This window comes from Rhizobium rhododendri (assembly GCF_007000325.2).
Lineage (GTDB): Bacteria > Pseudomonadota > Alphaproteobacteria > Rhizobiales > Rhizobiaceae > Rhizobium > Rhizobium rhododendri.
On sequence record NZ_CP117267.1, the window covers coordinates 897,204 to 910,567 of the forward strand.

At 61.0% G+C, this 13,364-nt stretch carries 17 protein-coding genes and 1 tRNA gene; 9 read left to right on the forward strand and 9 right to left on the reverse strand.

The features are described from left to right. Window positions 1-156 precede the first annotated feature (156 nt). Window positions 157-2,301, forward strand: coding sequence for a sodium-translocating pyrophosphatase (locus PR018_RS04460; protein WP_142829570.1), 2,145 nt, complete (start codon window positions 157-159; stop codon window positions 2,299-2,301). A 58-nt stretch (window positions 2,302-2,359) separates the two neighbouring features. Here the strand turns inward: PR018_RS04460 and PR018_RS04465 are convergent, their stop codons facing one another. Further along, on the reverse strand, window positions 2,360-2,869 hold the full coding sequence (locus tag PR018_RS04465) for an outer membrane protein assembly factor BamE (protein ID WP_142829569.1): 510 nt from the start codon (window positions 2,867-2,869) through the stop codon (window positions 2,360-2,362). Between the two features lie 211 nt (window positions 2,870-3,080). Between PR018_RS04465 and PR018_RS04470 the strand changes: the two genes are divergently transcribed. From PR018_RS04470 to PR018_RS04495, 6 genes are all read left to right on the forward strand, one after another. Then, window positions 3,081-3,674 carry a ubiquinol-cytochrome C chaperone family protein gene (locus PR018_RS04470; protein ID WP_202617154.1) on the forward strand — a complete coding sequence of 198 codons (594 nt, stop codon included), beginning with the start codon at window positions 3,081-3,083 and terminating at the stop codon, window positions 3,672-3,674. 9 nt (window positions 3,675-3,683) lie between these two features. Beyond that, the gene (locus PR018_RS04475) at window positions 3,684-4,244 is read left to right on the forward strand and encodes a YceD family protein (RefSeq protein ID WP_111220523.1); all 561 of its coding nucleotides are present in this window, start codon (window positions 3,684-3,686) and stop codon (window positions 4,242-4,244) included. A gap of 103 nt (window positions 4,245-4,347) precedes the next feature. Continuing rightward, complete coding sequence (gene plsX / locus PR018_RS04480) at window positions 4,348-5,409, forward strand: phosphate acyltransferase PlsX (RefSeq protein WP_142829565.1); 1,062 nt, start codon at window positions 4,348-4,350, stop codon at window positions 5,407-5,409. A gap of 5 nt (window positions 5,410-5,414) precedes the next feature. Further along, window positions 5,415-6,386 carry a beta-ketoacyl-ACP synthase III gene (locus PR018_RS04485; protein WP_142829563.1) on the forward strand — a complete coding sequence of 324 codons (972 nt, stop codon included), beginning with the start codon at window positions 5,415-5,417 and terminating at the stop codon, window positions 6,384-6,386. 105 nt (window positions 6,387-6,491) lie between these two features. Then, the gene (locus tag PR018_RS04490; RefSeq protein WP_111220525.1) at window positions 6,492-6,830 is read left to right on the forward strand and encodes an integration host factor subunit alpha; all 339 of its coding nucleotides are present in this window, start codon (window positions 6,492-6,494) and stop codon (window positions 6,828-6,830) included. A 171-nt stretch (window positions 6,831-7,001) separates the two neighbouring features. Next, entirely contained in the window at window positions 7,002-7,544 is a 543-nt protein-coding gene (locus tag PR018_RS04495; protein WP_142829561.1) for a MerR family transcriptional regulator, read from the forward strand. Between the two features lie 9 nt (window positions 7,545-7,553). Here PR018_RS04495 and PR018_RS04500 read toward each other — a convergent pair whose 3' ends face one another. Together PR018_RS04500 and PR018_RS04505 are read right to left on the reverse strand one after the other, a co-directional pair. Continuing rightward, a complete protein-coding gene (locus PR018_RS04500; RefSeq protein ID WP_374113719.1) occupies window positions 7,554-7,907 on the reverse strand; it encodes a response regulator in 354 nt (117 codons plus the stop codon). A 219-nt stretch (window positions 7,908-8,126) separates the two neighbouring features. Beyond that, a complete protein-coding gene (locus PR018_RS04505; protein WP_142829557.1) occupies window positions 8,127-8,315 on the reverse strand; it encodes a hypothetical protein in 189 nt (62 codons plus the stop codon). A 125-nt stretch (window positions 8,316-8,440) separates the two neighbouring features. Between PR018_RS04505 and PR018_RS04510 the strand changes: the two genes are divergently transcribed. Further along, the gene (locus PR018_RS04510) at window positions 8,441-8,899 is read left to right on the forward strand and encodes a YbaK/EbsC family protein (protein WP_142829555.1); all 459 of its coding nucleotides are present in this window, start codon (window positions 8,441-8,443) and stop codon (window positions 8,897-8,899) included. Between the two features lie 16 nt (window positions 8,900-8,915). Here the strand turns inward: PR018_RS04510 and PR018_RS04515 are convergent, their stop codons facing one another. The 3 genes from PR018_RS04515 to PR018_RS04525 all read right to left on the reverse strand — a co-directional run bounded on the left by PR018_RS04515 (window position 8,916) and on the right by PR018_RS04525 (window position 9,861). Next, window positions 8,916-9,170, reverse strand: coding sequence for a hypothetical protein (locus PR018_RS04515; RefSeq protein WP_142829553.1), 255 nt, complete (start codon window positions 9,168-9,170; stop codon window positions 8,916-8,918). A 101-nt stretch (window positions 9,171-9,271) separates the two neighbouring features. Then, window positions 9,272-9,487: a hypothetical protein gene (locus PR018_RS04520; protein ID WP_142829551.1), complete on the reverse strand. Its 216-nt coding sequence runs from the start codon at window positions 9,485-9,487 to the stop codon at window positions 9,272-9,274. An 86-nt stretch (window positions 9,488-9,573) separates the two neighbouring features. After that, window positions 9,574-9,861: a GCG_CRPN prefix-to-repeats domain-containing protein gene (locus PR018_RS04525; RefSeq protein WP_142829549.1), complete on the reverse strand. Its 288-nt coding sequence runs from the start codon at window positions 9,859-9,861 to the stop codon at window positions 9,574-9,576. 222 nt (window positions 9,862-10,083) lie between these two features. Here PR018_RS04525 and PR018_RS04530 point away from each other — a divergent pair. Beyond that, window positions 10,084-10,160, forward strand: a tRNA-Pro gene (locus PR018_RS04530). Between the two features lie 52 nt (window positions 10,161-10,212). On the opposite strand, the gene chrA is transcribed toward PR018_RS04530, so the two are convergent. The 3 genes from chrA to PR018_RS04545 form a co-directional block, all read right to left on the reverse strand. Next, the gene (chrA, locus tag PR018_RS04535) at window positions 10,213-11,607 is read right to left on the reverse strand and encodes a chromate efflux transporter (protein WP_425064153.1); all 1,395 of its coding nucleotides are present in this window, start codon (window positions 11,605-11,607) and stop codon (window positions 10,213-10,215) included. Between the two features lie 299 nt (window positions 11,608-11,906). Continuing rightward, window positions 11,907-12,863 (reverse strand): quinone oxidoreductase family protein, encoded by a 957-nt coding sequence (locus PR018_RS04540; RefSeq protein ID WP_142829545.1) that lies wholly within the window; start codon window positions 12,861-12,863, stop codon window positions 11,907-11,909. Window positions 12,864-13,163: 300 nt separating this feature from the next. Further along, entirely contained in the window at window positions 13,164-13,313 is a 150-nt protein-coding gene (locus tag PR018_RS04545; protein WP_162854771.1) for a hypothetical protein, read from the reverse strand. Between the last annotated feature and the right edge of the window lie 51 nt (window positions 13,314-13,364).

Consider the following 13,364-nt stretch of genomic DNA (forward strand, 5'->3'; position numbering starts at 1 on the left):
CACCCATGGCTTTTTGCCTGCCGCCCGTCTTGACGCGCGGTTGTCCCGCACGCAATCTCGCCTTCCGCAAAGGCCGCCATCCTTGGAGGAGGTTGGCGACCGATGCCTTTTGCGGCCGGGGGAGACAAGCGCCGGCTTTTTGGGAGGGAAGATCGAATGCTTATACTTTTTGGCGTCATTGCATGTGGGGTGCTGTCGCTGCTCTACGCGGGATGGGCGACCCGCTCGGTGCTGGCTGCCGACCAGGGCAATGCGCGAATGCAGGAAATTGCCGGCTATATTCGCGAAGGCGCGCAGGCCTATCTGACGCGTCAGTATAAAACCATTGCCATTGTCGGCCTCGTTGTCTTCTTCGCCGCCTGGTGGCTGCTCTCGGGCGAGGCGGCTATCGGCTTCCTCATCGGCGCGGTACTCTCCGGTGCCGCCGGCTTCATCGGCATGCACGTCTCGGTGCGCGCCAATGTCCGCACCGCACAGGCGTCGTCTGTCAGCTTGTCGGCAGGCCTCGATATCGCTTTCAAATCCGGCGCGATCACCGGCATGCTGGTGGCCGGTCTCGCTCTGCTCGGCGTCTCCGTCTACTACGGTGTCCTTACCGGCATTCTCGGTCACGATCCCGGCTCGCGAGATGTCGTCGATGCGCTTGTGGCACTCGGCTTCGGCGCCTCGCTGATCTCGATCTTCGCCCGGCTCGGCGGCGGTATCTTCACCAAGGGCGCCGATGTCGGTGGCGATCTCGTCGGCAAGGTGGAGGCCGGTATTCCGGAAGACGACCCACGCAACCCGGCCACCATTGCCGATAACGTCGGCGACAACGTCGGCGATTGTGCCGGCATGGCGGCCGACCTGTTCGAGACCTATGCCGTCTCCGTCGTCGCCACCATGGTGCTGGCTTCGATCTTCTTTGCAGGCAGCGCCATCCTGCCGGTCGCCATGGTCTATCCGCTGGCCATCTGCGGCACCTGCATCATCACCTCGATCATCGGCACTTTCTTCGTCAAGCTCGGCCCCAACGGCTCGATCATGGGCGCGCTCTACAAAGGGCTTGTTGCCACCGGGCTGCTGTCGATCGCAGGGCTTGCCATCGCGACATCGGCCACCATCGGCTGGGGCTCGATCGGAACAGTCGGCGGCGTCGATGTCTCCGGCCTCAACCTCTTCTACTGCGGTCTCGTCGGTCTGCTTGTTACGGCCCTCATCGTCGTCATCACCGAATACTACACCGCGACAGGCAAGCGCCCGGTGGTCTCCATCGCCCAGGCGTCGGTGACTGGTCACGGAACCAACGTCATCCAGGGACTGGCTGTTTCGCTCGAATCGACGGCGCTGCCGGCCATCGTCATCATCGGCGGCATCGTTGCCACCTACCAGCTCGGTGGCCTTTTCGGCACCGGCATCGCCGTCACGGCAATGCTGGGCCTCGCCGGAATGATCGTCGCGCTCGACGCTTTCGGTCCGGTCACCGACAATGCCGGCGGCATTGCCGAAATGGCCCATCTGCCGCCTGAGGTCCGCAAATCTACCGATGCGCTGGATGCGGTCGGCAATACGACCAAGGCCGTCACCAAGGGCTATGCCATCGGATCTGCCGGCCTCGGCGCCCTCGTGCTGTTTGCCGCCTATTCCAACGACCTGAAATATTTCGCCGCCCATGGCGACCTGTTTCCCTACTTCGCCAACATGGGGGCGATTTCCTTCGATCTCGCCAATCCCTACGTTGTCGCCGGACTGCTCTTCGGCGGCATGATTCCCTACCTGTTCGGCGGCATCGCCATGACAGCGGTCGGCCGCGCCGCCGGTGCCATCGTCGAGGAAGTACGCCGGCAATTTCGCGAAAAGCCCGGCATCATGCTCGGCACCGAGCGCCCGGATTACGGTCGGGCCGTGGATATCCTGACGAAGGCGGCCATCCGCGAGATGATCGTCCCTTCGCTGCTGCCGGTGCTGGCGCCAGTCGTGGTCTATTTCGGAGTGCTGCTGATATCGGGGTCGAAGGCCTCGGCCTTTGCAGCACTTGGCGCCTCGCTGCTCGGCGTCATCATCAACGGCCTGTTCGTCGCCATCTCGATGACGTCGGGCGGCGGCGCATGGGACAATGCCAAGAAGTCGTTCGAGGATGGTTTCGTCGACAAGGATGGCGTGCGGCACATGAAGGGATCGGAGGCACACATGGCCTCTGTGACTGGCGATACCGTCGGCGATCCCTACAAGGATACGGCCGGTCCCGCCGTCAATCCGGCGATCAAGATCACCAACATCGTTGCCCTGCTGCTGCTGGCAGTGCTGGCTCGGTCAGCCTGATACACCAAAAAGCCCGCGGCGCATGAGTGCGTCGCGGGCTTCGTCTTGATTGGTGGGCTTATTGGCCCGGGTTGACGGTGTTCAGCAGGTTCTTGGCGCCATTGGCACCCGTGCCGCTGCCCATCAGGACCTGCTGCAGGAAGGTCATGTCCTTGCCGCCTGTTGGCGTCGTGCGCGAAATCATGTCGAACGGCTTGCCGTCCTTCAGCGAGTAGTTCGCCCGCTGCTTCACGACACCGTCCTTGTCGAAGTAGATCGCCAGGATCGACTGGGCGACCAGGTGCGGCTTCATGAAGGCCACCGGGCGCGTACGCTTCTGGGAGATGTAATAGAACACCTCGCCGTCGAACGTCGCCGTCGTCGATGGCGTGCCCAGCGACAGCAGCACCTGCTCGCGGCTGGAGCCGACCGGCACCAGATCGAGCGACTGCTGGTCGAAGATGTAGCCGCCATTCATGACGTCGCCAGTCTGGCAGCCTGCAATCCCTGCGGTGGCAATCAGCAGGGCGATAGTGGCGCCCCGGATGAAAGTTCTGTCCGACTTGAAATCCCGTCGCGTCAACGACATCTCCCTATCTATCAATCCTGCGGCCGACCGCCCGGAACACTTGCTGCGCACATCATTATGGCGTTTCCGCGATATGCGGAAAATCCGGTGATGGACGAATGGCCCTGAAGCGACTGTCGTGGCACCAGGGCCGGACAGATCGGGCGGTTCCCGCAAGGGCACCAACGGCATTGCAATTCGCGCCTGCTTCGGTAAACCAGCTTTTTGACGGATGCAACAAGGGCCGGCGCCATGCGGCGCGCCGAATGGGCCAATTCTGGGAAATTCGATGATCTTCGGGCTCTTTGCCAAAAAGAATCACAATCGGACGATCGTCGAGCGGCAATATGCTGCCCTGACCGCTGCAGCCCGCCAGCCCGGCTTCTATGCCGCACTGGACGTCCCGGACACGGTGATGGGCCGTTTCGAAATGCTGTCGGCCGTCATGATCCTGTTTTTTCGCCGCACCCGGTCGTCTCGGACCAGCGGCCAGGAGATCGCCCAGGAAATTGTCGATGCATTCTTCCAGGATATCGACTATTCGATCCGGGAACTCGGCGTCGGCGACAACGGCGTGCCAAAGCGGATGAAGAAACTGGCCGGCATGTTCTACGGTCGTCTCGAATCCTACGCTGCGGCGATGGACAGCAACGATCGTGAGGCACTCGCGCAGGCGCTACGCCGCAACATATATCCCGAACCGCGCGACGATGCGCCTGACATGCTGGGATTGGCCGACTGGATGATGTCGGCGGAAAACCATCTGTCGGGCATTTCGGAAGCGGAAATTGCCACAGGCTCGGCGTCACTGCCGGTGCCGGCATAGGAGGCAAAGATGAAGAATAAGACGGCGACAGCCGAAAACCCGTTTTCCTACAACGTCAAGGTTGGGCATATTTCGCTCAATCCGATCGAGGTGCGTCTCGAAGCCGACGAGGCTGAACGTATGGGCCTGGCTGCTCTGTGGAATGTCGTCTCGGTCGACGATCTCAAGGCCGAGTTGAAGATCTCCCGCTGGAAGCGCGATGGCGTCAGGGTGAGGGGTACAGTCAAGGCGCGGATCGTGCAGGAGTGCGTCGTTTCGCTCGACCCGGTCGCCTCCGAGATCGACGAGGAGTTCGACCAGCTGTTCGTTCCCGAGGGATCCAAGCTCGCCCGCGTGCCGGTTCAGCCCTCCGGCGAACTGGTGCTCAACCCAGACGGTGACGACCTGCCCGAGACCTTTGTCGGCGATGTCATCGATGCCGGCTCTATCGTCACGGAATTTGCCGCAATGGGCATCGAACCCTATCCGCGCAAGCCCGGTCTGGACTTCGAGGACCATATCGAGGATACCGCCGACAATGACGTCAAACCGTCAGCATTTGCTGCTCTAAAGAACTGGAAGAAGGAATAGGCTTCCGCAGCCCCTTCGGCACAATTCAGTTGTAAGGCAAATGAAAAACGGTATTTTGGCCGAAATTTCGCCAAATGTGGCGGAAAAAAAGGATCAGTCAGGCGTGATCAGAATTTCTCTCGACCTTATGGGTGGCGACTTCGGCCCTGGAGTTGTCATCCCCGGTGCTGCCAAGGCGCTGGAAAGGCACCCGGAAATCTCCTTCCTGCTCTATGGCCGGAAAGACCTTTGCCAACCGCTGATCGACAAGTTTCCCAAGCTCAAGGCAAAGTCCGTATTCTACGATTGCGAAGTCGCAGTCGCCATGGACGAGAAGCCCAGTCAGGCGCTGCGTCGCGGTCGCAATGTCTCGAGCATGTGGCGCTCGATCGAAGCGGTGAAACTCGGCGAGGCCGACGTTATCGTGTCTGCCGGCAACACCGGCGCGCTGATGGCGATGTCGAAGTTCTGCCTGCGCACCATGGCCAATATCGAACGGCCCGCCATTGCTGCGATCTGGCCGACGCTGCGCGGCGAGAGCATCGTGCTCGACGTCGGCGCCACCATCGGTGCCGATTCGCAGCAGTTACTGGATTTTGCCCTGATGGGCGGCGCCATGGCGCGGGCGCTGTTCGAGGTGGAGCGACCGACGGTCGGGCTGCTGAACGTCGGTGTCGAGGAGATGAAGGGACAGGAAGAGGTCAAGGATGCCGGCCGCCTGATCCGCGAGGCCAATCTCGAATCGCTGGAATATTTCGGCTTCGTCGAAGGCGATGACATCGGCAAGGGCACCGTCGACGTCGTTGTGACCGAGGGCTTTTCCGGCAACATCGCCCTGAAGACGGCGGAAGGAACAGCCAAGCAAATCGCCGGCTATTTGCGCTCGGCGATGAACCGGACCCTGATGGCCCGCATCGGCTATCTTTTCGCCAAGGGTGCTTTCGACATGCTGCGTGAAAAGCTCGATCCAAGCAAGGTCAATGGCGGCGTGTTCCTAGGCCTCAACGGCATCGTCATCAAGAGCCATGGCGGCGCCACCGCCGACGCCTTTGCAGCGGCCATCGACGTCGGCTACGATATGGCCAAAAACGGCCTCACTCAGAAAATAGAAAACGATCTCAAGAGATATCATGCCATGCGTCTGCCGCCCATCGGGCCGGAAGCTGTCATGAGCGACGAGGTATAATCAGCATGATCCGTTCAGTAGTCCGCGGCTTCGGGGCAGCGCTTCCGAAGCGCGTGATGACCAATCGCGAAATGGAAACCGTCGTCGATACGTCCGATGACTGGATTGTACAGCGCACCGGCATCCGCCAGCGATACATCGCCGGAGATGGCGAGACCACCGCATCGCTCGGCGAAGCCGCTGCCCGTGCTGCGCTCGACAATGCCGGCCTGACGGTCGCTGACATCGACCTGATCATCCTTGCAACCTCGACGCCGGACAACACCTTTCCAGCGACTGCGGTCAATATCCAGAACCGTCTGGGCATGCACCACGGCTTCGCGTTCGACCTTCAGGCGGTCTGCAGCGGTTTCGTCTATGCTGTCACCACTGCCGATGCCTACATCCGCGGCGGCCTTGCCAACCGTGTGCTGGTGATCGGTGCAGAGACCTTCTCGCGCATCCTCGACTGGAACGACCGCACCACCTGCGTGCTGTTCGGAGACGGGGCAGGCGCGCTGATTCTGGAGAAGGCTGAAGGCGAGGGCACTGTTGCCGATCGCGGCGTGCTGACCGCCAGCCTGCGCTCCGATGGGTCACACAAGGACAAGCTCTTCGTCGACGGCGGGCCATCCTCGACGGGCTCCGTCGGCAAGCTGCGCATGGAAGGCCGCGAAGTCTTCAAATATGCGGTCGGCATGATCACTGACGTCATTGTTGCCGCTTTCGAGGCGACAGGGACCACCGCCGACGATCTCGACTGGCTGGTCCCGCACCAGGCCAACCGCCGCATCATCGACGGTTCCGCGAGGAAGCTCGGCATTCCGCCGGAGAAGGTCGTCATCACCGTCGATCTTCACGGTAATACTTCGGCGGCCTCCATTCCGCTGGCGCTTGCGACTGCGGCCGGAGACGGGCGGATCAAGAAGGGCGATCTGGTGATGCTGGAAGCCATGGGCGGCGGGTTTACCTGGGGTGCGGTGTTGCTGCGCTGGTAGCTGCCAAACCCAAATTCCGATTCCGAACAAGAGCTTGACCGTTCGGCGCAAGGGCAATACTCTCTCGCGGCGACCACAATTCCAGAACACGATGGGCGGGGAACCATGACCGGTAAGACAGTCACGCGGGCAGACTTGGCAGAGTCGGTGTTCCGGAAGGTCGGCCTGTCCCGTACCGAATCCGCGGAACTGGTCGAAACCGTGATCGACGAGATCTGCAACGCCATTGTGCGGGGCGAAATCGTCAAGCTTTCGTCGTTTGCGACGTTCCAGGTGCGCGACAAGAACGAGCGCATCGGCCGCAATCCGAAGACGGGCGAGGAAGTGCCGATATCGCCGCGCCGGGTGATGACATTCAAGGCATCCAACGTGCTGAAGACCCGCATCCTGAAGGCCCATACGAGCCGCAAGACCAAGGTCAAGCCCGCGGCGCCCGTGGCCTGAACGGGCTAACCGCCTTGCAGCGGGCAACTTCGACCAATTTTCCAACACATATTTTTGCATAATGCTGGTGTTCACTGTGTAACACCCGCAGACTGCACTTGAAATGCGTGTCGCAAACCTTTGAAATATAGCGATTCGTTACCAGATGGCGAGAATGGTCGTGCAGGGAGAGTGACGTTGGACAAAAGCCCGGATGCTTTCCGCACCATCAGCGAAGTCGCTGACGATCTCGATCTCCCCCAGCACGTTCTTCGCTTCTGGGAAACCCGCTTCCTGCAGATCAAGCCGATGAAGCGGGGCGGCGGCCGCCGCTATTACCGGCCGGAAGACGTCGATCTGCTAAAGGGCATCCGCCATCTTCTCTACGACCACGGCTACACGATCAAGGGCGTCCAAAAGCTTCTGAAGACGAATGGCAACAAGTTCGTTATCGCGGTCGGCAGTGGCGACCTTGCCAGCGTCGAGGCGCTTGCTGCTGCGGTACAAGAGCCGGCTCCGTCCGAACCACGCGTGAGCACCGCCGAGGAAGACCAGATTGTCGGCCGCGCCAAGACTCCGACCAGCCGTCGGTTCTTCAATTTCGGAGGCGGCGAAGAGGGCGCTCCGGAGATTTCACTGGGCGGGTCGACTGTGGGCAAGGAAGATCGCGCGCTGTTGCAGGAAGCGCTTTACGATCTGCTGGAATGCAAGCGTCTCCTCGATCAGGTTCGCTGACCGGAGGCCTCAGCCGATGTTGAGGCTGGTAAGGGCGGCTTCCAGCTGGTGTAGCTGGTAGGGCTTGTTGAGCAGCTGACGACCGCTGCCCTCCATGCCCTCGGGCAGGACGCCGTAGCCGGTGGCAAAGATATAGGGCTTGTTCTTCTCATCGAGCAGACGTGCAACCGGCAGCGAGCTCTTGCCTGCCAGAGACACGTCGAGAATAGCTGCATCGAACGCGCCACCCTCCGCCATTTCAAGCGCGTCTTCCAAATCCGCTGCCGTACCGGCAACCGCGTAGTCGAGTTCCGAAAGCATATCTTCCAAAAGCATGGCGATCAGCGCATCGTCTTCTACGACCAGAATTCTGCGGTGTGTCACGAATATGTGTTCCCCTGTTCAACCCTACCAGCAGCTTATTTGGCTTGAAACGACGGGGTGTCAAGGTCCGTTAGCGGACCGTCTGCTTTTTCGGCGCCAGACATCTATGTCATGTAGCGGAGCTATGCCCCGCGTAGAGGGAAATGCTGAGCCGGAATACCGCCTCGAAAACAAAACGGACGCCTTAGGCGCCCGTTGCAAACTGTCGCGGATTTCACTCTACCGGAAAACCGGGCGCCGCTGAGCGTTCATCAGCAGTTCGTGTTCGAGCGCGAAGGGCCCTAGAAGCGCCAACAACTTGTCTTCCTCAGTCTTGTCCAGCCGGTAGCGCCGGGCAAATTCGGGAACGCTCCACACGCGCCTGTTGGCAGCGTTCTCGATTGTCTTGCTGTCGATATAAGTGCTCATGGTACCAGTCCTCCTGTAGCCCACCTCGCTAACGTCGAATCCTGGGGAATGTTCCTGAGGGGAGGCGACGAATTCCCGTTGCCGCCGGGCTTGCACCCCGTGGAGGCCTATGGCATCCGTGGACCATGACACTGGAAACTGTAAGACGCTTTTTCGAAGCCAATGCGCCAGACCTGACGATTATCGAAACGGTTGAAAGCTCCGCTACCGTTGCCATGGCCGCTGCTGCTCACGGCGTGGAACCTGGCCAGATCGCCAAGACGATTTGCCTGAGGGTCGGCGACAAGGTCATCCTTGTCGTCATGAGCGGTACTGCGAGGCTGGACAACAAGAAGAGCCGCGAGGCGCTCGGCGCCAAGCCCCGGATGCTGGATTTGGAAGATGTGGCAACACTGACGGGACATCCCGTCGGTGGCGTCTGCCCGTTCGGTCTCGCAACGGACTTGCCCATTTACTGCGATGTATCGTTGCAGGCCTACGCGGAAGTTCTTCCGGCGGCCGGGGCGACAAACTCGGCAGTGAGATTGTCGCCGCAGAGAATGGTAGATCTCACCGGTGCTCAGTGGGTCGACGTCTGCCAGTAATTTGGTTGTTGCCTACTTAGCGCCAGAAGCGCTGGCGGCTGTTAACGCCGGAAGAGTGTCCGAGCGCGTAGCCGAGACCGAATGCGATGGCACCGATGGTCACCAGCAGCGCAGTCGCTGTGTGCGGGTGTTCGGCCGCCGCTGCTGATACGGCACTTGCCTCGTCCTTCAGGCCAGAAACGACAGCCTTTGCCTTTTCGGCGACGCTGTCGGAAGGCTCTATGGGCGTGCCGGTAAAGCCGGCGTGGAGGTCTTCGTCGTTCTTTGCCATCTTCTTCTCCTATGTTGCAGAGAAACAGCCAAGTGGCTGCGAAGTTCCGATAGCAATGTCATTCAACGGACTGCCCGCGCGAACGCGGGCAGTCCGGGCAATTAACGGCAAACGCGCGTCTTGCGGACTACCAGCTGGCCATGGTGACGCACTTTTGTCACCTTGACGTAGCAGTGACGGCGTGGGGGGTGATGCCAGCCGCGGTGCATCGGCCGTTCGCGCGTCGTCACGGTGGTGACGGTGTCGGCGTATGAGGCCGGTGCGAATGACACGATGGAAGTCACTGCGATTGCAGCAGCTATGATCAGGTTTCTCATGGGATTTCCTCGATTTGTATTGGCGACGGGAAACGCGGGCCTGGCCTCGTTCGTTCCCCCTCGCGAGTGGATTTTATGCGACGATCTCAGTAGTCGTCGTAGTGGCGGTGGTGGTGCCATCTGCGGTCACCCCAGTATGGCGGTGGCGGGCGATGGTGACCATAGAAACGCGGTGGTGGTGGTGGCGGCAGACGGCGCCAGCCGTTGCGTCGGCAATCGCCCCACGGCGTCTGGTGGAAGCCAGGACCGCAGACGTAATCCACCTGCACGACGACGGTCGGGGCCTTGGCGATCGAGACCGCAGGCATTGCGCTCGCGCCTGTCGCGAACAAACCGCCGACCAGAATTGCAGAGGCAATAATCATGTTCTTCATCAAACTTCCTCCTATTGGACGGCTTATTTAGCGACCGCAGGTCTGAACGGCTGATGAACCGAGTTAGGCCATTTCCGGGAAAAAATCGGGCATTCTGGGAACGCCGGGATACGGCTTCAGACAGGAATCTCAACCCCCTCACAAATTCATTCGGCACCCGGCATTTTTTCGCTTGCGTCCAGAAAGTCGAAAGACTAATCAGACCAAGCCTTTTAGGCAGGTCGGGGCGTAGCGCAGCCCGGTAGCGCACTTGACTGGGGGTCAAGGGGTCGCAGGTTCAAATCCTGTCGCCCCGACCAATTATCTCCTTGATATCCCTGGTAAAATCACAGAAATATTAGGCTGGCTGCTTCACCTTAGGGCGGTCCATGCCATGCCGGCGAGGGCGCAGGCTATCAGCGTCGCGACGACGGAAGCTCTGAAGCGGAAGATCGCGATGGCCGCTGCCAGCGACAATGCCATGGCGGGAATGGCTGCCGAGTCTAAAATCGGGATTTCGAGGCTGACAGGGCCGATGGCTGCCGTACGGACCGCTCCGAAAAGCGTATGGATGGCAAACCAGATCGCCAGGTTGAGGATGACACCGACCACGGCAGCTGTTATCGCCGACATGGCGGCGGAAAGAGGGACATTGCTGCGCATGCGCTCGATGAACGGCGCACCGAGGAAGATCCAGAGAAAGCACGGCACGAAGGTTACCCACGTCGTCAGAATGGCGGCCAGCGTTGCCGCGAGCATTGGGTTCAGGCTCCCCGGATTGCGCAGGGCGCCCGTGAAGCCGACGAACTGCGTCACCATGATCAGCGGGCCCGGGGTCGTTTCGGCCATGCCGAGCCCGTCGAGCATTTCCCCAGGTTTCAGCCATCCATAGTGCTGCACGGCCTCCTGGGCCACATAGGCAAGCACCGCATAGGCGCCACCGAAGGTGACGACCGCCATCTTGCTGAAGAAGACGCCAATCTGGGTAAACACATTGTCCGCGCCCAAGAGGACATGAAGAAGGATCACCGGTCCGAGCCACAGGGTGAGAAAGACGATGGCTATTCGCAAGGACCAGCCGACGTCAGGACGCGCGTGCTCTGGGGTGTCCTCGCCAAGCGCGGAGTCTGCATCCGGCAGAACCCGCCCGGAGCCCGGTCGGTGGCCGCTATCGATCCGGAACCAGCCAAGTCCCGCCCGCGATCCGGCATAGCCAGCTAGACCGGCGGTAACGATGATCAGCGGGAACGGCACATGGAATGCTGCGATCGCCACGAAGGCCGTGGCAGCGATGGCGATCATGGCGGGGTTCTTGAGCGCCCGTCCGCCAATCCGCAGGACTGCCTGCACGACCACCGCAAGAACCGCGGCCTTCAGGCCGAAGAACAGTCCTGCCACCATGCCGGCATCCCCGAAGGCGGCGTATAGATAGCTGAGGCCAAGGATTGCCACGAAACCGGGAAGTACGAACAGCGTGCCTGCGACAAGCCCGCCAGCCGTGCGGTGCAGGAGCCAGCCGAGATAGATCGCCAGCTGCTGGGCTTCCGGGCCAGGCAGCAGCATGCAGTAGTTCAAGGCATGCAGGAAGCGCGCTTCACCGACCCAGCGCTTCTCCTCGACGATAATTCGGTGCATCAGCGCAATCTGCCCGGCCGGGCCCCCGAAGCTCAGGGCGGCGATCCGAGCCCACACCAGCAGCGCCTCGCCAAAGGCAATGCCGTGCACTGGGCGACTGTCGGGAGCCTCGACTGCGACACGATCTGCCAAGGTTTTAACCCTTCCGGCAGCGTCTGGCGACAAAGTGGCCGGCGAGGCGGGACCCTTGTCTCTGCCTGATGATCGAAATCTGTAGGGGTAACGGCATGACGCGTCCTGATGGGATGTGTTTGCCGTGGACATCGCTCCAGAGCACGCCGCGTTGCGTTACGCAGCCCGCTCATCAGTGGCAGCGGCACAGGGCGGCTGTCAAGCAGGTGACCGGCTCCAGGAGGCTGCCGCTTGCGTGTCACAGGCGACGGTGCGCCGCCTGTGACTTCAGTCCGAGACACAAAAATGCGCCCGAAAGCCTAGACCGTCATGATGACGCGACCGATGCGGCCGCGTTCTTCTGCCCGTCGGTGCGCTGCCGCTGCCTCGGAGAGGGGGAACGTGGCATCGATCGGGACATTGAGGGAACCGTCCTTGGCCATCGGGAACAGTTCCTCGATCAGCCTGCGTGCCTCGGGATCGGTCATTGCCGTACCGAGGAGGCAGCCGATGATGACGTGGCGGTGCATCAGGATCTGGCCCGCATCGATCATCGTGCTGCGGCCGCCGAAGACGCCGATCAACACAGCCTTGCCGCCGTCCTTCAACACCTTGAGAGAATCGACCAGTGCGTCGCCGCCGACATTGTCGATGATGAGATCGACCTCGTTGCCCCCGAGAAGCGCACGGACCTGTTCGCTCGCCGGCTGGTCAGCGGTGACGATTGCGTCCGTGAGGCCATAGGCCTTGAGCTTTGCGAGGCTCTCTGCCTTGGTGCCGGTGCCGATTACCCGTGCGCCGGCCTTGGCGGCAAGCTGGACGGCGGCAAGACCGACGCCGCCGCTGGCACCGAGGACGAGGACGGTTTGGCCGCTCTGCAAATCACCGAGCTTGAGCGCATAGGCCGCCGTGCCGGGGCCGACGGGAATGGCGGACGCCACGCCGATATCGAGGCCATCTGGAACGATGAAGCAATTTGCCGCCGTAACCGCGCGAAGAGTGGCATGCGATCCCTTCCATTGGAAAGTTGCAACGCGCTGCCCGACGGAGAGCCCTGTCACAGCCTTGCCAACCTGCAGGATCGTGCCTGCTGCCGCATAGCCGACCACTTCGTCGGCACCCTGGCGCGTCAGCGCCCGGTTGATCAGGTCGCCGCCCTCGATGCTGATAGCCTCGACGCGGATGAGCACTTCGTCGTCGGCTGGAACAGGATCGGCAACCTCACCGTAATGAAAAACATCCGGGGTGCCTGGTTCGCTGTAGATTGCAGCTTTCACTGGCTTTTCTCCTTGTGGGATAAGCCGCCATGGGGCGACAGACCGCGCAGATGTAGTGTGCCCCACACCGCAGACAAGCGCATGAGGACGTTAATGCGTAGCAGGACTAATGATTTGAGTGGCTTCGTATCGAATGTAGAGGTGGGGAAGGGAGAAGCGACTGAGCTGTCTCTGATAGTTGCTGATTACTGCACAGCCTGAATTCAGGGTACAGGCAACTGTGAGTCATCCAAGAAGGGAACGTTGTTATAACGGAGTGCGGGGTCGGTAGCGTCGAGAGAGGCGACCGACCCCCGCGTGTCATTTCTGTTCGACTGAAACGCCGTTCTTGCCGATGGTGAGTTCGACACCCTCGGGCTTCTGCTTTTCGTGATAGACATAGGCGCCAAGGCCGATGACGGCGACGATCAGTGCGCCGATAATGAGATAGAGCCCGTTGCTGCGATTCAAGATGTCCCCCTGAGCGTAATGCGGGGGCAGAATGCGCGACTGCCGCTTTTG